16 protein-coding genes are annotated in these 19,734 nt (G+C 55.9%); 2 read left to right on the forward strand and 14 right to left on the reverse strand.

Features of this window, described 5'->3' with window-relative positions; all coding sequences use genetic code 11:
* Nucleotides 1-165: 165 nt before the first annotated feature.
* From acnD to ACN0RL_RS14650, 9 genes are all read right to left on the reverse strand, one after another.
* On the reverse strand, nucleotides 166-2,778 hold the full coding sequence (acnD, locus tag ACN0RL_RS14610) for a Fe/S-dependent 2-methylisocitrate dehydratase AcnD (RefSeq protein ID WP_417518054.1): 2,613 nt from the start codon (nucleotides 2,776-2,778) through the stop codon (nucleotides 166-168).
* Between the two features lie 132 nt (nucleotides 2,779-2,910).
* Entirely contained in the window at nucleotides 2,911-4,041 is a 1,131-nt protein-coding gene (gene prpC / locus ACN0RL_RS14615) for a bifunctional 2-methylcitrate synthase/citrate synthase (protein ID WP_417518056.1), read from the reverse strand.
* 93 nt (nucleotides 4,042-4,134) lie between these two features.
* The gene (gene prpB / locus ACN0RL_RS14620) at nucleotides 4,135-5,025 is read right to left on the reverse strand and encodes a methylisocitrate lyase (RefSeq protein ID WP_417518058.1); all 891 of its coding nucleotides are present in this window, start codon (nucleotides 5,023-5,025) and stop codon (nucleotides 4,135-4,137) included.
* 32 nt (nucleotides 5,026-5,057) lie between these two features.
* Nucleotides 5,058-5,738, reverse strand: coding sequence for a GntR family transcriptional regulator (locus tag ACN0RL_RS14625; protein ID WP_417518060.1), 681 nt, complete (start codon nucleotides 5,736-5,738; stop codon nucleotides 5,058-5,060).
* A gap of 122 nt (nucleotides 5,739-5,860) precedes the next feature.
* Nucleotides 5,861-7,447, reverse strand: coding sequence for a glucan biosynthesis protein (locus tag ACN0RL_RS14630; protein ID WP_417518062.1), 1,587 nt, complete (start codon nucleotides 7,445-7,447; stop codon nucleotides 5,861-5,863).
* A gap of 44 nt (nucleotides 7,448-7,491) precedes the next feature.
* On the reverse strand, nucleotides 7,492-9,588 hold the full coding sequence (mdoH, locus tag ACN0RL_RS14635; protein ID WP_417518064.1) for a glucans biosynthesis glucosyltransferase MdoH: 2,097 nt from the start codon (nucleotides 9,586-9,588) through the stop codon (nucleotides 7,492-7,494).
* Between the two features lies 1 nt (nucleotide 9,589).
* On the reverse strand, nucleotides 9,590-9,859 hold the full coding sequence (locus tag ACN0RL_RS14640; RefSeq protein ID WP_417518066.1) for a hypothetical protein: 270 nt from the start codon (nucleotides 9,857-9,859) through the stop codon (nucleotides 9,590-9,592).
* Between the two features lie 28 nt (nucleotides 9,860-9,887).
* Nucleotides 9,888-11,465 (reverse strand): glucan biosynthesis protein G, encoded by a 1,578-nt coding sequence (locus ACN0RL_RS14645; protein ID WP_417518068.1) that lies wholly within the window; start codon nucleotides 11,463-11,465, stop codon nucleotides 9,888-9,890.
* Between the two features lie 115 nt (nucleotides 11,466-11,580).
* Complete coding sequence (locus ACN0RL_RS14650) at nucleotides 11,581-12,735, reverse strand: ShlB/FhaC/HecB family hemolysin secretion/activation protein (protein ID WP_417518070.1); 1,155 nt, start codon at nucleotides 12,733-12,735, stop codon at nucleotides 11,581-11,583.
* 315 nt (nucleotides 12,736-13,050) lie between these two features.
* Here ACN0RL_RS14650 and galU point away from each other — a divergent pair, with 315 nt between their 5' ends.
* Nucleotides 13,051-13,890, forward strand: a complete 840-nt coding sequence (gene galU, locus ACN0RL_RS14655) for a UTP--glucose-1-phosphate uridylyltransferase GalU (RefSeq protein WP_417518072.1) — start codon at nucleotides 13,051-13,053, stop codon at nucleotides 13,888-13,890.
* A gap of 27 nt (nucleotides 13,891-13,917) precedes the next feature.
* Here galU and ACN0RL_RS14660 read toward each other — a convergent pair whose 3' ends face one another.
* Nucleotides 13,918-14,334: an XRE family transcriptional regulator gene (locus ACN0RL_RS14660; RefSeq protein ID WP_417518074.1), complete on the reverse strand. Its 417-nt coding sequence runs from the start codon at nucleotides 14,332-14,334 to the stop codon at nucleotides 13,918-13,920.
* A gap of 116 nt (nucleotides 14,335-14,450) precedes the next feature.
* On the opposite strand from ACN0RL_RS14660, the gene ACN0RL_RS14665 reads away from it, so the two are divergent.
* Nucleotides 14,451-15,329, forward strand: coding sequence for a RibD family protein (locus ACN0RL_RS14665; protein ID WP_417518076.1), 879 nt, complete (start codon nucleotides 14,451-14,453; stop codon nucleotides 15,327-15,329).
* Here the strand turns inward: ACN0RL_RS14665 and ACN0RL_RS14670 are convergent.
* The 4 genes from ACN0RL_RS14670 to ACN0RL_RS14685 are packed head-to-tail and all read right to left on the reverse strand — an operon-like array spanning nucleotide 15,304 to nucleotide 19,591.
* Nucleotides 15,304-16,320, reverse strand: a complete 1,017-nt coding sequence (locus ACN0RL_RS14670; RefSeq protein WP_417518078.1) for a lysylphosphatidylglycerol synthase transmembrane domain-containing protein — start codon at nucleotides 16,318-16,320, stop codon at nucleotides 15,304-15,306. The genes ACN0RL_RS14665 and ACN0RL_RS14670 overlap by 26 nt on opposite strands.
* Nucleotides 16,251-18,188, reverse strand: coding sequence for a glycosyltransferase (locus ACN0RL_RS14675; RefSeq protein ID WP_417518080.1), 1,938 nt, complete (start codon nucleotides 18,186-18,188; stop codon nucleotides 16,251-16,253). The genes ACN0RL_RS14670 and ACN0RL_RS14675 overlap by 70 nt, the downstream gene beginning before the upstream one ends.
* Nucleotides 18,175-18,573, reverse strand: coding sequence for a 6-pyruvoyl trahydropterin synthase family protein (locus tag ACN0RL_RS14680; protein ID WP_417518082.1), 399 nt, complete (start codon nucleotides 18,571-18,573; stop codon nucleotides 18,175-18,177). Before ACN0RL_RS14680 ends, ACN0RL_RS14675 begins: the two co-directional genes overlap by 14 nt.
* 10 nt (nucleotides 18,574-18,583) lie before the next feature.
* A complete protein-coding gene (locus tag ACN0RL_RS14685; protein WP_417518084.1) occupies nucleotides 18,584-19,591 on the reverse strand; it encodes a zinc-dependent alcohol dehydrogenase in 1,008 nt (335 codons plus the stop codon).
* Nucleotides 19,592-19,734 lie beyond the last annotated feature (143 nt).

Here is a 19,734-nt window from a genome sequence, read left to right on the forward strand (position 1 = left end):
GTTTAGAAGTGGCCTTTCCCCCTCTCCCCCAGCCCCTCTCCCGCAAGGGGAGAGGGGAGCTCTACCCCCTGGCTAATGGGCGGCGCAGTTAAGCCCCTCGCCCCTCGCGGGAGAGGGGTTGGGGAGAGGGGGCAATAAAGCCTGCCACATCCTGTGGCAGCTCCTTTAAGCAGCTCCTTCCGACTGCAGGAAGTCCTCAGCAAACCGCTGCAACACACCACCTGCAGAGTAAATCGACAATTCTTCAGCCGTATCCAGTCGGCAGATCACAGGCACTCGCTCGGTGCTGTTGTTCTTGCGGTGGATTACCAGCGTCAGCTTTGCACCGGGTGCAGCCGTGCCTTCCACGTCAAAGGTTTCCGTACCTTCAATATCCAGGGTTTTGCGCGTAGTGCCTTCCTCGAACTGCAGGGGCATAACACCCATGCCAACCAGGTTGGTACGGTGAATACGCTCAAAGCCTTCAGCCGCTATGGCTTCAACACCTGCCAAGGCAACACCTTTTGCTGCCCAGTCACGGGACGAACCCTGGCCGTAGTCGGCTCCTGCGATGATGATCAGCGGCTGTTTGCGCTCCATGTAGGTTTCGATGGCTTCCCACATGCGGGTAACTTTGCCTTCCGGCTCGATGCGTGCCAGAGAGCCCTGCTTCACGTTCCCGTTTTCATCCAACACCATTTCGTTGAACAGTTTCGGGTTGGCGAAGGTAGCGCGCTGGGCGGTCAGGTGATCGCCGCGGTGGGTTGCGTAGGAGTTGAAGTCAACTTCCGGCACGCCCATTTTGTGCAGATATTCACCGGCGGCGCTGTCCATCATGATAGCGTTGGATGGCGACAGGTGATCCGTGGTGATGTTATCCGGCAGCACCGCCAGCGGGCGCATGCCTTTGAGCTGCTTCTCGCCAACCATGCCACCTTCCCAGTATGGCGGGCGGCGGATGTAGGTGCTCATCTTGCGCCAGTCATACAGCGGATTCGTGTTGGCCTGGGCATCGCGGGTGATATCGAACATCGGTATGTAGGTGCTGCGGAACTGCTCCGGCTTCACCGACTGTTTCACGATGGCGTCGATTTCTGCATCATCCGGCCAGATGTCTTTCAGGGTGATGGGGTTGCCGTCTTTATCGTAACCCAGCGCATCCTTTTCAATATCAAAGCGGATAGTACCTGCAATGGCATAGGCCACTACCAAAGGTGGTGACGCAAGAAAGGCCTGCTTGGCGTAGGGATGAATGCGGCCATCAAAGTTACGGTTACCTGAAAGCACAGCCGTGGCGTACAAATCGCGATCAACGACTTCTTTCTGGATAACCGGGTCCAGTGCACCGCTCATGCCGTTACAGGTTGTGCAGGCAAAGGCCACCACGCCGAAACCGAGATTTTCCAGCTCGGGCAGCAATTTGGCATCTTCCAGGTACATTTTGACGGTCTTGGAACCCGGCGCCAGAGAGGATTTCACCCAGGGCTTGCGGGTCAGGCCCAGCTTGTTGGCGTTGCGGGCAATCAGGCCGGCAGCCACCATATTGCGGGGGTTGCTGGTGTTGGTGCAACTGGTGATGGCGGCGATGATGACGGCGCCATCCGGCATTTTACCCTCTTCCTGCTCCCATGCTCCGGCAATACCGCGTTCAGCCAGCTCGGAGGTCGGCAGGTGCGCGTGCGGGTTAGAGGGGCCCGCCAGTGTGCGGGTAACGGTTGAGAGATCAAACTTCAGAACACGCTCGTACTCGGCGGTTTTCAGGGCATCTGCCCAGAGGCCGGTGTGCTTCGCGTACTGCTCTACCAGGGCTACCTGCTCGTCTTCACGGCCGGTCAGCTTGAGGTAGTCGATGGTCTGGCCATCAATGTAGAACATGGCTGCGGTGGCACCGTATTCCGGGGTCATGTTGGAGATGGTCGCGCGGTCGCCAATGGTCAGGCTGTCTGCGCCTTCACCATAGAATTCCAGATAGGCACCGACCACACGCTCTTTTCGCAAGAACTCGGTCAGGGCCAGAACCATGTCTGTACTGGTAATGCCCGGCTGCAGTTTGCCCGCAAGCTCAACACCCACAATATCTGGCAGGCGCATCATGGAGGCGCGGCCAAGCATTACGCTCTCGGCTTCCAGGCCACCAACGCCCACGGAGATAACGCCCAGGGCATCCACCATTGGCGTGTGGCTGTCTGTGCCTACGCAGGTATCCGGGAAAGCTACCTTCTTGCCTTCACCATCGGCGCGGGCCTGCACCACCGGAGACATTTTCTCCAGATTGATCTGGTGCATGATGCCGTTACCCGGGGGGATCACATCCACGTTCTTGAACGCAGTTTTGGTCCAGTTGATGAAGTGGAAGCGGTCGTCGTTGCGGCGGTCTTCGATTTCACGGTTCTTTTCGAAGGCGTCTTTCTCGAAGCCGGCATGTTCAACGGCCAAAGAGTGATCCACGATCAGCTGCGTGGGAACCACCGGGTTTACTTTGGCGGGATCACCGCCCTTCTCGGCAATGGCATCACGCAGGCCAGCCAGATCCACCAGAGCCGTCTGGCCGAGGATATCGTGGCAGACCACACGGGCCGGGTACCAGGGGAAGTCGAGATCGCGCTTACGTTCGATGAGCTGTTTCAGTGAATCGGTCAATGCATCCGGATCGCAGCGGCGAACGAGTTGCTCGGCGAGGATTCGGGAGGTGTACGGGAGTTTGTCGTAGGCACCGGGCTGGATATCTTCAACAGCCTGACGGGTGTCGAAATAATCCAGGTCGGTGCCGGGAAGCGGTTTGCGGTAGTTTGTGTTCATGGGCGGTACTCTGAATTTGTTGTGTTGCCCCCTCTCCCCCAACCCCTCTCCCGCAAGGGGCGAGGGGAGTAAATTCACTATTCCCTCTCCCCTTGCGGGAGAGGGTTAGGGAGAGGGGTGATTTGCATTCAATTATGCGCGCTTGTCGATCGGCAGCCATTCGGCGTGATCCGGCCCCGTGTAATCCGCACTCGGGCGGATAATACGGTTGTTGGCACGCTGTTCTTTCACGTGGGCAGTCCAGCCAGATACGCGGGACATAACAAAGATTGGCGTAAACAGCTCGGTCGGGATGCCCATGAAGTGGTAAGTCGAGGCATGGAAGAAATCAGCGTTACAGAACAGCTTCTTTTCGCGCCACATGACTTCTTCACAACGCACGGATACGGGGTAAAGAACCGTGTCACCCACCTCGTTAGCCAACTTTTCAGACCACTTCTTGATGATCACGTTGCGGGGATCGGATTCGCTGTAGATCGCGTGGCCGAAGCCCATGATCTTTTCCTTGCGCGCCAGCATGCCCATCAGGCCTTCTTCGGCTTCTTCAGCGCTCTGGAACTTCTGGATCAGTTCCATGGCGGCTTCGTTAGCGCCACCGTGCAGCGGACCCCGAAGAGTACCGATGGCGCCGGTTACGCAGCTGTGAATATCAGACAGCGTGGAAGCGCACACCCGCGCAGTGAAGGTGGAGGCGTTGAACTCGTGCTCGGCGTACAGAATCAGGGATACGTTCATTACCCGCTCGTGCAGCTCGCTGGGCTTTTTGCCGTGCAGCAGTTCCAGGAAGTGGCCACCAATGGAGTCCACATCGCTGTCGGTTTCGATGCGCACGCCTTCGTGAACGAATCGATACCAGTAAGTAATGATGCCCGGGAACAGGGCCAGCATGCGGTCGATTTTGTCGTCCTGCTCGCTGAAATCCTGCTCGGTTTCCAGATTGCCCAGCATGGAGCAGCCGGTGCGCATCACATCCATGGGGTGAGCGTCTTTAGGAATTTGCTCAAGAACTGTTTTCAGTGCAGCGGGCAATCCACGCAGGCTCTGAAGCTTTTTCTTGTAGGCATCCAGTTCCTGCTGGTTCGGCAGTTTGCCGCGCAGCAGCAGGTAGGCCACCTCTTCAAATTGAGCGTTGTCTGCCAGGTCACTCACGTCGTAACCGCGATAAGTCAGGCCGGTGCCGGTTTTACCGACAGTACACAATGCGGTTTCACCGGCTACCTGGCCGCGAAGGCCTGCTCCACCTAGTTTTTTTGCTTCAGCCATGGATTGCTCTCCCTTATATTTTTTGAATTACCGGGCTCGTCATCTTGATTATCGAGCCCCGGTGGTCAACACAATGCGTTATCAGGATCTGAATCAGCCTTTGGACTGTTGAAATAACTGATCCAGCTTTTGCTCAAAATCGTGATAGTTCAGGTAATCGTACAATTCCATACGAGTCTGCATCAGATCAACCACGTCTTTCTGGTCGCCCTTCTCCAGAATGTTCTGGTAAACCGTCACAGCAGCCTTGTTCATGGCGCGGAAAGCGCTCAGCGGGTAGAGCACCATGCTGGCACCGGCTTCGCCCAGTTCTTTGCGGTTATAAAGCGGCGTGGCGCCAAACTCGGTAATGTTGGCCAACAGTGGCACGTCACCCAGGGCTTCAGAGAACGCCTTGTAGTGCTCGAGTTCGGTTACCGCTTCAGCAAAAATGCCATCGGCGCCGGCTTCGATACAGGCTTTTGCGCGATCAATGGCAGCTTCCAGGCCTTCTTTCTGGAAGGCATCGGTACGGGCCATTATGAAAAAGTCTTTGTCTACCCGTGCATCTGCAGCGGCTTTGATGCGGTCAACCATTTCTTCTTTGGAGACGATTTCTTTGTTCGGGCGGTGCCCGCAGCGCTTCTGGGCTACCTGATCTTCAATGTGAACAGCCGCCGCGCCGGCACGTTCCATCTGCTGGATAGTGCGTGCAATGTTGAACGCTCCGCCCCAACCTGTATCAATATCAACCAGCAATGGCAGGTCGGTTGCGGCGGTAATGCGGCGTACGTCTTCAACCACATCGTTCAGGCTGGTCATGCCCAGATCCGGCAAACCGTAAGAAGCGTTCGCAACGCCGCCGCCAGAAAGATAGATAGCCTGGTGCCCTACCTTTTCCGCCATCATGGCAGCATAGGCGTTGATTGTTCCTACAATTTGCAGGGGCTTGTTGTCGTTCAGGGCCTTGCGGAAACGCGCGCCCGGGGAGAGCTTGCTGGACATACTTATTCCCTCTCTTTAAATGGTTGGTGTCATCAAATAGTCAGAACGCCTTCCTGAATCTGTTTCTCGATGTTTTTACGAGCGGCGTTTATGTGTCTTTTCATCAGAAATTCTGCGAGCTCACCATCACGCTGAGCTATGGCTTCAACAATACGGCGGTGTTCGCCGAGCGCACGATGGGGGCGCCCGGCAGAGGTGCTTAGCCGATAGCGGTACATCCTCACCATGTAATAGAGATCGCCCAGAAGCATCTGGGCCAGTTTGGTATTTCGACTGCCGGTGGCAATGCGGTGATGGAAGTCGTAATCCCCTTCGGCCTGATAATAGGCCTGCCCATGGGCTTCTTCGATCATGGTTTCGTGGGAATCAAGAGTGGCCTGGAGATCAGCAATTTCCTGATCAGTCATGCGTTCGGCGGCCTGACGTGCAGCAAGGCCTTCCATGACTTCCCGTATCCGGTACAGTTCTACCAACTCGGAGGCACTTACCGAGACGACCTTCACACCGGCATGGGGGCGACGAACCAGAAGCCCGCGGGATTCGAGACGTCCGAGTGCCTCTCTGAGCGGGCCACGCGTCAGTTCAAAGCGGGAACAGAGATCCAGTTCACCGATCTTGTCCCCCGGCGCAAGCTCCCCTTTTACAATTGCCGTCTGCAGACAATCAAAGGCTTCGTCGGCGCGGGTGTAAGTTTGCGAAATGATATCTGACATAGTTTGTCGACAATATTGACGTTATGTCGGAGAAATCTACGCCTGATACCGCTTATTGTCAACAATCCCGAGTTCATATTGTTAACAATCCCGCCGCTATCCTTTTAAGAATGACCGGCACATCAGTAAAGCCTGCGTTCGGAGACCGGCGGCGGCGTGTACTGATAAACCCAGGTTTCGGTGAGTGGTTCGCCATTCAGGCGAAGAAACATGCGGATATTAATAGGTGCCTCTGAATCATCCGGAACCAGATCAAACATCGCCCGGTAACCATTGATTGCAGACAATGGACGCGCAGAGGTTATTTCAACCTCACCCCGACTGGCAGTGATCACGGCTTCCACCTCGGCATTGTCACTCAGCATCTCGAGCATGCCACCGGCAAAATCGACAGCGAAGCGCCAGGAGAAATATTCCCGCTTCTGGCCGATAACGCCGCCCAACCCTGTGCGGGTTGCCTGCACCGTCGCGAGCTCTCGCGGACGCACTGGCGCTCGCTCGCCCCAGTGGAGGCGATAGGAAAACAGATACTCCTGCCCCGGCTTGAGTGGCTTTTCCGGATGCCAGAACGCAACAATATTGTCGAAGGTTTCGTCGACGGTCGGAATTTCAACCAGATCAATACTGCCCTTGCCCCACTCGCCTTTCGGTTGCACCCACACGCTGGGGCGGAGTTCATAAAACACCCCGTCATCCTGATAGTGGTCAAAATTGCGGTCTCGCTGCAGCAAACCAAAGCCCTGCGGGTTGTTATCACTGAAACTGTTGAAGCGCAGGTGAGCCGGGTTCTGAAGTGGTCGCCACAGCCATTCACCACTGCCTGCAAGCATCGCCAGGCCGTCGGAATCGTGGATTTCAGGGCGCCAGTCGTAACCCATGCGTCGATCATTTTCACCAACCTGATACATGCTGGTAAGAGGTGCTATGCCGGCTCTTTTTATTTCCGTGCGCGGATATAACGCCACATCAACGTCCATCACCATATTACTACCCGGATCGAACACAAAGGCGTAAGCACCGGTTGTGCTGGGCGAATCAAGCAAGCCCCATACCCTCATAACCTGGCTGCCCGGCTGAGGTTTTTCCAGCCAGTAGGCACTGAATCGCGGAAACTCTTCCTCCCCGTTTATGGCGGTATCAATGGCAAGCCCTCGGGCAGACATGCCGTACTGCATGTCGGATCCCACGGCGCGGAAGTAGCTGGCTCCGAGAAACGCTGCAAGATCACGGGAAAAGTCAGTTTGGTAGTGAAGGCGAAAGCCCGCATAGCCCAGATTACCCGGTAGGTCTCCGAGCGGTTGCTCGCCCTGGTAATCAAAAAGCTCCGGATTGTAGCGAAGCTCTTTAGCCTTGCCATCGATGACTTCGTGGAGGGTAACCGGGGATTGAAAATACAACCCGAGATGAAAAAGCTGCGCCTGAAAAGCAGCATCATTGTCGGCCCATAACGCATGATCCTTACGGAACCGGATAGCCTGGTAGTCATCCCATGACAACTGCTTCAGACTTTGGGGTAGCTCACCTTCGTGTGAGATGTAGGGTTGAGCGGCCAGCTCGCGCGCGTGGCCTTTCAGCCAGGCATAGCTGAAAGGTTTCTCGCTGCTGCCGATGGCAGACGCCGATTCCTGCGCCCATACAAGAGGCGCCAGCGGCAACGCGCTGGCTCCAAGCCCGACTAAAAGGGTTTTCATCAGCGTACGTCGATCCATAGCTTATCTGCTCCTTATCCACTCCGCCCCTCGTTCTGAGGCTTTCAGGTATCTTTGGCCTGAGCGCTTAGTTGCCCGATACACCGGCCCCAGAAGCTTCCGGGCGGCGCGCGCCACGCTCCTTCATGTAATGTCTTCAGTGATTGACGATCTCTGGCAATCTGGCTCATTTCGGAACGTGACAACGCACCCGGGCCCTGCTCAAGACAGCGCGCCACGCAAGACTCCAGCTCCGCTTTGCGCGAACCGAGCCGGTGATCCCAGGCAAGCGCCTGGTGCAGGCGATTGTGATCATGCCGGAGAACGGCCTGCTCCAGCGGTGTCAGGTTGGAGATCCCGGGCTCATGGGCGCGGTACCGAACGGCATCTTCGAGCAACGGCATGCTGATGCTCTCTTCCGGTATGAGCAGCAAGCGGCGCTTTTTCAGGGCCTGACCGAACGAATTGCGGCTGAGATACACGGCAGTCGGCGCCGCCAGAATCAACGGCAAGGCAACGGGAAGCGACCACAGGAAAAACATGGTGTCGAGGCTCCAGGCAAATGCAGACCAGCCTCCACCCAACACCATGCCGGGCAGCTGGGTTATAAAGGCTTCCTTCCAGCCGGTTTCCTCAGTGCGGTTCTGCCCCGCCCACTGCAGCGAAACGTTCAGTAAGGCCGAAACAACGTAGCGGCTGTGTGCCCACATGCGTACCGGCGCCAGTAACACTGAAATAATAATCTCCAGCATTACGCTGCAGAACAGGCGAAAAAAGCCGCCGAACTCTTTGGTGAACCGATGGATCACCGCGTCCAGAATGGCGAGGAACTTCGGCAGGAACAGCAGCGCCAGTGTGCTCATCGCCAGGCCCAGGGCCCACTCCGGCCGCCATTCAGGCCAGAGCGGGAACAAGCCCTGATAGCCTTCGGGAAAATAGTCAATTGGCGACAGTGTCATATCAGCGGCGGCAATCGTGGTAAGAATGAGGAATCCCAGCCACAGCGGCGAGGCCACATAAGCCATGATGCCATTGAGAAACGCCATACGATGGGCGAAGCGGAGGCCAGGCTCCCGCAGCATAATCCACAGGTGCTGAAGGTTACCTTTGGCCCAACGGCTGTCCCTGGCAAGCTCATCGGCCAGAGTTGGCGGCGATTCTTCATAGCTGCCGCCCAATCCGGGCTCCAGCCACACTTCGTAGCCGGCACGCCCCATGTACGCCGCCTCGACAAAGTCGTGGCTCATGATCGGGCCGCCGAAGATTCCGATACCCGGCAGTTTGCGCAGCCCGCAATGCTTCATGAAAGGTTCGATTCGAAGAATGGCGTTGTGGCCCCAGAATGCAGCATCACCCATCTGGATGGCTGCCAGCCCATTGGCAAACAGGGTGGAGTAAAACCGGTTCGCAAATTGCTGAATCCGGGCAAACAGTGACTGGCCGTTGATGATATTGGGATTGGTCTGCAGGATACCTACGCCGGGCTCACGTTCCATGAGGCGAACCATTCGCACAATGGTGCTGCCCTTCATCAGGCTGTCCGCATCCAGCACCACCATATATTTGCAGCTTTTGCCCCAGCGCCGGAGAAAATCGGCAACGTTGCCGCTTTTGTAGTTCAGGTTCACCGGGCGCCGGCGATAGAAGATCCGCCCTTCTCCACCCAGTTCCCTGGCCAGGTTGTTCCATGCCACCTGCTCTTCAAGCCAGACATCAGGGTCTCGGCTGTCGGAGAGTATGTAGAACTCGAAGTGTTCGATCTGGCCGGTACGTTCAATATCACGATACACAGCTTTCAAACCACTGAGAGTCCAGTGCACCGGCTCATGGTAAATGGGCAACAACACGGCTGTTTTTGCCAGGGGTGTCGCCAGCAGTTCGGTTTCTGTGTGACGTTTGAGTATCGAGTGGCGGTCACCACCCATCAGCCGGATTACAAAACCGAATACCGCCGTCCAGAACCCGACGGCAATCCAGGCATAGAGAATGGCGAAAAGCACCAGCATGCCGATTTCCAGAAGTGTGCCTCCGTGGTAAGGCAACACCCACAGCAGGTAATACGATGCTATGGCAGTCTGGCCAAATACGAAGAGCATCAATAGTGCGCGACGAACGTTCGCAACGATTCGCCAGGGGTGCTTGGCAGGGTTCTCCTTTGACATGCTACCCACGCCCGCGGTATCCAATGCTTCCCCGGCACAAAGGCGGCGCTGCAGTGGGAATCTTTGCTTCGGGGATAGAGAAGTAGTCAGGCAGCCGATCCATAGCATTTTTCAGGAGCCGGTGGCCGCCCTCGTCCTCACCGACCTCCGCCATGGCATCGTCAATGAGCTGCAGCATCTGCCGGCACCGCTGGCTGGTCATTTCGACGCCGGCCTCACACAAATAATTGTAAACGCGGCTGAATACATGCTGGAAGGAAATATCTTCCATGTTTGTCTCCCTGCCTTTCTCGGCCTATCTAGAGATTTCCGCGAAGGTCCGTTGAAGGCCCGAGGAGATACGTCCATGTTTCCGTAACGGGCTTGCTATCCTTGTTCAGAAAACCCCGCAAGGTAAGCGGCTGATCTTTCGGCGGCTTTGCGAGAATCGACAGGCGCCATACATCTTTGCTTTCGACATATTCCACAAAGTGTTCGATCACCTCTACGCCCTCTCCGCCGCTGACGTCGCTGACAATCGTCGCATCCGGGCGCAATCCGGCGAGCTCACCGCCCTTGAAATCAACAATCAGCCGCAGAGCCGCAGCCGAATCTTTGTTTGCATTTCCGCTGCCAACAAATGTACGCACAGCACGGCCATTCGGTTGCCCGGTGATTTCCGGCTCACCAAATATCACAGAATAGGTCAGCCGGCGGCTTTCTCCGGCTTTCACCGCCTGGCCCGGCTTGAAGAAGGCCACAATATTATCGTTGGACTCCGCGCCTGACGGGATTTCAACCAGCACCACCTCGCCTTCACCCCAGCCGTCATCATTCTTACCCGAAGGCTTTACCCACATACTCGGCCGGCGGTCGTAGCGGGCTTCGTTGTCCTCAAAATCATCAAACTCCCGATCACGCTGAATCAGGCCAAAGCCATCAAGGCCTTGTACATGGTGATAGCTCATCTGAAGCCCGGCAGGATTCACGAGCGGCCGCCATAGCCACTCACCGGTCTTGCCGTCGTTGATCAACAGGCCGTCCGAGTCATGAACCTGAGGCCGCCACTCCCCACGCGGGCGAAGCGTATTTTCACCGTAGTAAAACATGGAAGTAAGCGGCGCCTGGCCCAACTGTTCGATGTCGTCCCGGGTAAACAGTTGAGCTGTAACGTCCATTCGCGTGCTTTTGCCCGGGTGGATTTCAAAGCGGTAGGCTCCGGTAAGGCTTGGGCCGTTTAACAGACCATAAACCACCATTACATCGCTTTCTGCCTTCGGGTGCTCCATCCAGAATTCGGTAAAGGCCGGAAACTCCTCGCCGGATGGCAAGCCTGTGTCCACCGCTATTCCCCGGCCGGAGAGCCCGAAGTTCTGGTTAGCGCCCACACCACGAAAGTAACTCGCTCCACCGAACACCAGAAACTGGTTTTGTGCGCCCTTTCCGGATACGCCCTTTCCGGATACGCCCTTTCCGGATAAGGGATAGGTTAATTTAAATCCGGCATAGCCAAGATCGGCAGGAATGCGCTTCGCAAGTTCCGGGTCTGGATAATCAAAAAGAGCTTTATCAAACCCGATCGGGCGCACGCCTGCACTATCAATCACATTCAGCCTGACCGCGTTGGAATAAAAGCTGCCCTGAGGAATCATCATCACCTGAAAACGTGATCCTCCTGAACGCCAGAGGCTCTGTTCGGGCTTGAAGCGGATTGCCTGATATTCCGTGTAACCGAGGTTTCGGAGAAAATCGGGAGCCTGAGCGGGTTTCTGATAGGCCTCACCGGCCAGTGTTTTGGCTTTTTCAGCAACATCGTTGAACCCGAACGCCTGGGCGTAACCGGAAAGCGTAATCACAGTAATCAGCGTGAAAAACACGGGCAGCCGTGATCCAGTCATCGCGAAACTCCTTGTAAACAAGCCTGCAAATGTAACACCCGCTGTACGGCAGGCCTCAAGTGACATCTTAGTAACGAGGAGTCGAAAAGGGGAGAAATGGCAGAAGGATAAGTGGTCAGATACCGACAGTAACCGAAAAGGAAAGATCGGGGCTGGTGGGCATCAGCAAGGCTTCATTGGAAGCATTGAGCATTTGGCCAACACTCAGGTCGGCCCGAAAATCTCTGGAGTAGAGCTGCAGAGAAATCTCACCGGTACTGGTGCTGCCAAACCGGTCCGACTGAGTTGCCGTGTAAGGTGCCCAGCCCTGCAGCAGGGAAAATGTAATGGTTGAATTGAGCTCGGAGACAAAAGGCCAGTGATAACCCGGGCTGCGTGCGTTCATCCGCAGCCAGCCACCTTCGGCCACGCGCACCGACTGGCCATTAAAGCCCCGCATCAGGCCCGGACCTGCAATACGAAGGTATTCCGAGGATGGCAGATCTTCAGGGGCAAACTGATAGCGCCCGTTAAGCCCGAGATTCCAGCTCAGCACTTCTCTGCTGAGAGATGCCGCTACGGCTAACCGGTGAAAGCCATCCGCATCACTGCTGCGGCCGGATGCGCTCACGGTTTCTTCCGAATCAAGACCGCCTACGGCGGTCAAGGAGGTTGTTGCGTAAAACCCACCGAACAGCTTCCGTGAAGCCGAGCCCTGCAGGCCAAAGCTTGAGAGCCGATGGGTGGAACTCTCTACCCAAACAGCATCTTCAAACGCACTGCTACTGCCGCTTGAATGCGAAAAAACGCTGTCGACTTCAATGCCCTGCCACGACCAAAGCGAACGATTACCCGTCACCTTCAGGTTACGGCGTTCCCCTCGGGTGTCATAACGCTGCCCGGAGCCACTCACCGCGCCGGCATAATCCCGGTTCTCCAGATCAATCCGGAAATTGTTCCCCGCGAGAGGAAAAGCGTATCGCAGCGCAAGTGTTGTGGATTCGGCACTGCCCTCCCGGGCAACGGAATCACTGAAATCAAGCCCGAGGACATGCTGAGACCAGATCAGATTACTGCTCGTCAGGTTTATACGGCCATCCGCCTTGTCGTTGGTCTGGCTGGAGTCACCGGAAAACTCCATATGGGAAGCAACGTACCGGGTGACTGACTGCAGAAGATCTGCAGGATAAAGATCCCACAGAGGGGAATCTGCAGGCGTTCTTGCATTGTTTGCTGACACCGGGCCGGCGCAAATACCAATAATCAGGGCGGCCAGCAGTTTGCGTCCCACAAAAAAGCCTCATTGAAGTATAAAATCTGAATTACGGTGCTTTTAAAACAGATCACCACTGTAAAAAAACGCACTGGCAGAATCCAGTAGCAATTGCCAAAAATTACAATTTTAATGTATTGAAAAACAGTCGGTTATGACGACATTTTTATGTTAGATATGAGGTATAACGGGCAAACCATACAAACTCGGCAGTCTGACACTGCAATTACAAAACCTGATGAATCCCACGCACCCTCTCCTTTCAGACAAATAACTTGGTAAACTCCCACTAAATTATGGAAACGCTACGAATCCCACCAAAGGATGAACGAGATGATCAAAAAGTGCCTCTTCCCAGTTGCCGGTTACGGCACCCGCTTTCTGCCGGCTACCAAAGCGATGCCGAAGGAGATTCTGCCCATCGTTAACAAGCCGCTGGTGCAATATGGCGTTGAAGAAGCATCCGAAGCCGGCATTCATGAGTTCGGATTTGTTACCGGGCGAGGCAAGCGCGCTATCGAAGATCATTTCGACATCAGCTACGAGCTGGAACACCAGATTGCAGGCTCCGGCAAGGAAGGCTTGCTTGATTCGATCCGCGAGCTGATTGACCACAATACCTTTGCATTTACCCGCCAGGTTGAGATGAAAGGGCTCGGCCATGCCATCTTGAGCGGTCGGAATCTGATGGGTGATAACCCGTTCGCAGTGATACTTGCAGATGACTTTTGTATCGGGCCAGGCGAAGGCGAAGACGGTGTTCTGGCGCAAATGGTCAAACTTTACAACCAGTTCCGCTGCTCGATTGTTGCGATTGAAGAAGTGCCCGCTGATGAAACCCACAAGTACGGTGTGATTGCCGGTGAGTCCATGAAAGACGGCCTGTACCGCATTACAGACATGGTTGAGAAGCCATCGCCGGAGGATGCCCCGAGCAATCTGGCGATTATCGGGCGTTATATTCTGACACCGGATATTTTCGACATTCTGGAACGCACGCCGGCGGGTAAAAACGGTGAGATTCAGATTACGGACGCGCTGCTTGAACAGGCAAAAAATGGCTGCGTACTGGCGTATCAGTTCAAAGGCCAGCGCTTTGACTGCGGCAGCATTGACGGCTTTGTAGAAGCCACTAACTACGTTTACGAAAACATCTACAAGAAACAGAAGTAACGGGCAGCAAACTGGGCGCTCTGCTGCTCAGGTGCCCAGAATCTGCAAAATCATGCGCCGGTTCTCTGCAGTTGTCTTGCGGAACCGGCGCAGCAGCTCTGACTCTTCCTCCGAAAGCTGAACCCGTTCTATCTCCTGCTCCAGCTCCTTCAGCGCCACCGAAAGATCATCGCTGTTGCTGAACACCAGCCCCGGCAATTCCAGTTGTCCACCGTCTCCCGGTTTTGTCAGGTCCAGAAGATCTTCCAGCGGGGTGTCCGTTTTTATGCAGAAATCCAGCAGCGCCGATAGATCCGGATAGGCGCGCTGCCTGGCATCCGAAGCTTCCCAGCTTATTACCTGTGCTTCTTCCACACCGCAGATCTCGGCGACATCCTGACAGGATAAGCGCCCTGCCTCGCGCATCTGCCGTAGCCGGCGGTTGAATGTCTGCAGGTAACGCATGGTATTCGCCTCTGCAAGATTGTTCGGAAAAGTGAGTTAATCAGGAAATGTAACGTACATATAGCTTTGTGCACAATCTGCCTATACTGGTTTGAACGCAATCACGCAGGATACTTATGACTTCTCAAGCTCTGGACACCGAAGCTGCCTGGAATCTGATTTTGCGAGCAGAGAACCACTCGGGGGTAACGCTTGCGCGGTCCGGCTCCGAAGAGCCGGCGCTCAAGCTGAACAGAAACGGAGAATGGCGCCTGCTGCAGCCGGCTACAGAAGAAGCGCGAGCATTACTGAGTGTTTTTTTACCCTTGTGCCGTCCACTTGCTGAATCTGCAGCCTGGCACGTTATCGGTCAGCTCGGCCAAAGTCTCGACGGCCGGATCGCTACGGTTACAGGCCATTCCCGCTTCATTAACGGTGGTGACGGGATTACGCACCTGCACCGAATCAGAGCGCTTTCCGATGCGGTTGTCGTCGGCGCCGGCACGGCAGCTACCGACAACCCCCAGCTTACCGTGCGCTGCGCCAGCGGTGACAACCCGGTAAGGGTTGTGATTGACCGCAATCGCCGAGTACCTGAAACCCACCACCTGTTTACCGACGGAGCAGCACCGACATTGCGCCTGGTTGCTGGCGACTATATCCCGGGGAGAATTGCCGGTTACAGCCGGAATTCGGTAACAGAGATTCCTTGCCTGGGCAGTGGAACAGAGCCGGCAAACCCGAAACGTATTCTCGAGGTTCTTGCTGATCTCGGGCTGCGGAAGATTTTTATTGAAGGCGGGGGCATGACCGTTTCATCTTTTCTGCAGGCCGGCTTGCTCGACCGGCTTCATGTAATGGTGGCACCCATGATTATCGGCAGTGGCAGGCCAGCCTTTTCCCTGCCGGAGATTGACTTGCTTGATGACGCGCTCAGGCCTGCTTCCCGATTCGTAAACCTGGGTACCGACATGTTGTTTGATCTGGATTTCAGCGTTGCCTTGCCGGCGAACTGAACAGGAACAGAGCGCCCGGTAAACTGGAGACAAATATAAGAGCGCCATAGGCCACACTCAGGGCCACACCCTGCTCTGCGGGCAAGCCCACCATTGGCCACAGAACGACGGCTGCGCCTTCACGGACGCCCCAGCCTGAGACGGTAACCGGTATCACCATGCTCAACAGGAGTAGGCTGCACAGAGCCCCCAAGACAGCTGCTGAAGACAGATCTGCCAGATAACCCGCGCCGGTTGCCAGCACAAGGAACACAGCCAGATAGCTGGCCACCACCAGCAGCGACGTCAGCACCTGCAATGGAAAGGCCGGCCAGGAGAGCAAGGCCCGTGTGAGATCGCCGCGCAGAGTGGCAAAATATCTGCACACCCGATCGCTTCTGCGTGCCAGATACCACAACAGAAAAATGAAGGCGCTTGTGCTCGCCAGCACCCAGTATAGATAGCCTGAAGAATCAGGGCCTGGGTCTGCGCCAACAATCCTGCCCGTGACAAACAACCATGTAAGGCCGCTTAAAACCACAGCTGCCAACACGACCTGCCCGGACAAACGCTCGATAGCAACCCCGTGGGCGGCTGCCAGCCGCTTGTCAGTATCAGCGCCATGGCGAAGTGCCCGATTAACATCACCCAGAACGCCGCCGGGCAAAACCTGATTGGTAAAAGTTGCCAGATAGTACTCCCGCACGGACTGCATATAGGGTATCGGCAGGCCCAGAAGCCCGGCGGTGTATCGCCACCGCCAGGCCGACAGAAACACCTGGACAACCCCCAGAACGACCCCGGCAATCATCGCGGCTTTGGGAATGCGCGCAATTTCACTGACCAGTGCTTCCCCATCGACAAACAAAAGCACCGCCAGGATGACCAGAGCAGTCGCCGTCCATTTAAATGCGATACGAGTGCCTGTGCCCCGGAGAAACGTCATGCTGGCCGTTTGGGTGTTTTTGTTGCAGCGCAGGCCGGCGGAAGCCCGAGCACGTCCTGATGGCACACGGTAATTTCCAGCTCGCCCGCTTCCAGTTGCTGCTTTCTGGTGGCAAACCAGCCATCCAGAATAGCAATGGCATCCGGGCTTCGTTGTTTTGCCGCAGCTACCCAGCCTGCCATCAGCATTTCAGCCAGCTTTGCGTCTTTGCCGGTGAGCCGCCACGGAGTTTCTTTTATTTGTACCTCGTAACTGCCTAAGGCCAGTTTTTCTGCAAGCGCAGCGGCGGCATCCGGGCCAAGCGCGGCACCTGTGCCTTTATCGCCATGCTGATGCTGGTTTACCAGTTCTCGCACCAGATCGTCTTGTTCGTGGGTCGGAGAAAGCGCGAACCTGCCGGTATAGCTCAACACAACCAGAACGGCCGCCTGCTTAGAGACTACCTCTTTTACAAGCGCTGCGAGCCATACTTCAGATACCAGATCAATAAGCGCCGAAGCGGTCACTAAAGATGTGTGATGAGGCAGAAATCCGTGAAAATCCTCCGGCATCAAACGGCGCTGTAGCGTTTCATTCGGCACATTCAGTTGCTGCGCCCTGCTGGCTGCTTCATCAAGCAAGCCTTCGTCCTGATCGACCAGGAGCCATTCCTGTGGCACTGACAACGCGGAAGCCAGATAGGCTGCATTTGACCCACGTCCGGTGCCAATATCAACGATCCTGAGTGGGCCGTCGCTGCCGGGTGTCGCTTGCAACCACTGCTCCAGCTGATGCGTCAGATCCACGGAGCGCGCACGATGATCTGCCGCCTCGCGGGCCTTTAGCCATTCGTCCGGAAAATAGGTCTCGCGGTGGTTCTGATCAAAGTATTGGAGCCCTTCCAGAAACAGGCTTGCTGTGTGCGCCCAGGTTCTTGTGTTGCCGGACTCGCCCTCAGCAACTGCACGGGCATGTTCCAGGGCGACTGAATCACCAAGCCATGCTCTCAGGCTCGCTTGCAGTGCTTTCGTATCCCCTGCCCGATATAACATCACGCCCGGCCTGTCTCCGGTCTGTTTCAAGGCGCCGCCATCCGATGAAATAACCGGCAGGCCTGCTGCTATGGCTTCGTCAATCACCATGCCATAGCCCTCATACAGCGACGGCAACACAAACATATCCGCTTGCCGGTACAAGCTGGCGAGTTTATGCCCGTCTACCTCACCTGCCAGATCAACCCGGTTGTCCAGGCCTGAATCATTAATCTGTTGCCGCACTCTGCTCGCGTAAGCGGGATCTCGGTCGCATGAACCTGCCAGGGTGCAATGCCATTGCAGATCTTTTAAACCGGCAAGCGCCTCCACCAGTTGATGCTGCGCCTTACGCGGTGAAAGGTGCGCAACGCAGAGAATGTGCGGAGCCTGAATTGCGCTGGTTTTATTGGCATTCGGCGACCCGCTGCCAGCCGGGCTTTCCACTCCAGGCTCGGCTGTCTGGATGCGCCCGGTAGAAACACCGTAATCTGCAAGCCTGGTGGCCGTGAACGCGCTGGTCGTAAAAACGTCGCGAACAGTTTGCAGGGCCATTTTTTCGCGCTCATAAAACCAGCCCTGCTCGTGCTGGCTCAGCCCGGTTTCATCTGCCAGAGGGTGATGAACAAGTGCGGTCAGACGCAAGCGCTCAGCATGCTTTTGCAGAACATCGGGCATTGCGCTCATGGCAAGCCCGTCGAGGATTACCCGGGATCCGTCCGCAAGCCGCGAGAGCAGGCTGTCCATGGCGTGTGTTGCAATTGCATCAGGCTTGGGGAACCTGCCCGGCAATCCGGTTACCTCAGCCGCTGTGCCGGCCTGGTTCAGGGCTTCGACCAGTTTCCTTACATAACGATAACCACCTGTGTTCTGATCCGGATCCCCAGGCACGATAAAAAGCAGGGCCGTGTCAGATTCCGGCATGGTAACTGGCCCAGGCGATGTGTGACTCGGCCAGAGTTACCTTCAAAGCGCACACGCTCTTCGCCGTTTCGCCCAGCCTGCCGGCATGAATGGCGGTAGCCATCCGGTCAAATACTTTCTTTGCCATGAACTCCGTGGTGGTGTTGCGGCCTCTGAAATCCTCGATATCGTCAAGATTTTTCATGTTGAATTCACTCAGCACTTGCTTGAGAACCTCTGAGGCCAGGCCAATATCAATAACCAGGTCGTCGCTATCCAGTTGGTGGCGCTCGAACGTGACATCAACCACGTAAGTAGCACCGTGTGTTTTTTGTGCCGGGCCGAAAATTTCACCGTTAAAGCTATGCGCGATCATCATGTGATCACGGACTGTAAGGCCGAACATAACGAGCTCCTCAGTATTTTATGCGGTGGCAGAGCGTATCACTGCCGATTGCAAGAATCCGGCTCATGGTTTCTGGCATCTGGTCAAAAACCGTTTCGCCGGTAATCAGTTGGTCCAGAACATCGTGTTGCAACAATTCAAGTGCCAGTTCCAGACGCTTGCGATAGGTCCATCGGGGCTGACGTGCCGGAGAGATCTGACCAACCTGGCTGGACTGCAGCGTGAGCCTGCGGGCATGGAATGCGGCTCCAAGCGGAATGGAAACCGGTTTGTCACCATACCAGCTCATTTCCAGCACCCTGGCGTCTTGCCCGGCCAGTGTCAACGCGGTTTTGAGGCCGGATTCATGGCCGCTGGCGTGAATAATCAGATCGTGATCATCCGCCGAAGAACTCGTTGCGAACGCAAGCCCCAACGCCTCTGCAACCGCAGCCCTGGCGGGATTAGTATCAATAGCGGTCACTCGTGTACCGGGAATCCGGCTGGCCAGCCAACTGACAAGAAGACCCACAACACCAAGGCCAACCACGGCTATGCGATCACCCACCGCTGGCATGGCATCCCAGAGACCATTGATGGCGGTTTCCATGTTCGCTGCAAGAATGGCCCGTTCCGGCGGAACGCCAGCGGGAACTGGTGTCACCGCACTGGCCGGAACTGAATAACATGCCTGATGGGGGAAAAGACAAAACACCGTTTTACCAACAAGCCCGTCCGGCCCTTCAACCACAACTCCGACATTGGCGTACCCGTATTTTACCGGCCACGGAAACCCACCGTCCTGAAAAGGTGCTCGCATGCGCTCGAATTCACTTTCCGGAACCCGTCCATTAAACACCAGAGATTCGGTGCCCCTGCTGACACCCGACCAGAGTGTTTGTACAACTACCCGGGGTTCGTTGCTATCCGGCAGGCCAGAAACCACAGGCGATTCGAGGACACGACCTTCGCAGGGCCCGGTTATCCAGAAAGCCCGGGACAGGTTTTTTTCTGATGGACAACTAAAGTCGGAACTCATCCTGCATTCCCTGTGTCAATACTGTTGATAGATTGATGCGGATAGTCTCTGAAACGGGCTTCCTGTCGTATGCAATAACGTGTTCCGAACACTATAGTCATAATCATTCGCCGGATACCGATTGGTGCCTGAAGGTGATGCAT

The organism is Marinobacter sp., assembly GCF_048259445.1.
Lineage (GTDB): Bacteria > Pseudomonadota > Gammaproteobacteria > Pseudomonadales > Oleiphilaceae > Marinobacter.

What these genes read in the sequence shown, in the direction of transcription:
- acnD (WP_417518054.1), bottom strand. Translation starts at nt 2,778, where the DNA reads ATGAACACAAACTACCGCAAACCGCTTCCCGGCACCGACCTGGATTAT.
- prpC (WP_417518056.1), bottom strand. Translation starts at nt 4,041, where the DNA reads ATGGCTGAAGCAAAAAAACTAGGTGGAGCAGGCCTTCGCGGCCAGGTA.
- prpB (WP_417518058.1), bottom strand. Translation starts at nt 5,025, where the DNA reads ATGTCCAGCAAGCTCTCCCCGGGCGCGCGTTTCCGCAAGGCCCTGAAC.
- ACN0RL_RS14625 (WP_417518060.1), bottom strand. Translation starts at nt 5,738, where the DNA reads ATGTCAGATATCATTTCGCAAACTTACACCCGCGCCGACGAAGCCTTT.
- ACN0RL_RS14630 (WP_417518062.1), bottom strand. Translation starts at nt 7,447, where the DNA reads ATGGATCGACGTACGCTGATGAAAACCCTTTTAGTCGGGCTTGGAGCC.
- mdoH (WP_417518064.1), bottom strand. Translation starts at nt 9,588, where the DNA reads ATGTCAAAGGAGAACCCTGCCAAGCACCCCTGGCGAATCGTTGCGAAC.
- ACN0RL_RS14640 (WP_417518066.1), bottom strand. Translation starts at nt 9,859, where the DNA reads ATGGAAGATATTTCCTTCCAGCATGTATTCAGCCGCGTTTACAATTAT.
- ACN0RL_RS14645 (WP_417518068.1), bottom strand. Translation starts at nt 11,465, where the DNA reads ATGACTGGATCACGGCTGCCCGTGTTTTTCACGCTGATTACTGTGATT.
- galU (WP_417518072.1), top strand. Translation starts at nt 13,051, where the DNA reads ATGATCAAAAAGTGCCTCTTCCCAGTTGCCGGTTACGGCACCCGCTTT.
- ACN0RL_RS14660 (WP_417518074.1), bottom strand. Translation starts at nt 14,334, where the DNA reads ATGCGTTACCTGCAGACATTCAACCGCCGGCTACGGCAGATGCGCGAG.
- ACN0RL_RS14665 (WP_417518076.1), top strand. Translation starts at nt 14,451, where the DNA reads ATGACTTCTCAAGCTCTGGACACCGAAGCTGCCTGGAATCTGATTTTG.
- ACN0RL_RS14675 (WP_417518080.1), bottom strand. Translation starts at nt 18,188, where the DNA reads ATGCCGGAATCTGACACGGCCCTGCTTTTTATCGTGCCTGGGGATCCG.
- ACN0RL_RS14680 (WP_417518082.1), bottom strand. Translation starts at nt 18,573, where the DNA reads ATGTTCGGCCTTACAGTCCGTGATCACATGATGATCGCGCATAGCTTT.
- ACN0RL_RS14685 (WP_417518084.1), bottom strand. Translation starts at nt 19,591, where the DNA reads ATGAGTTCCGACTTTAGTTGTCCATCAGAAAAAAACCTGTCCCGGGCT.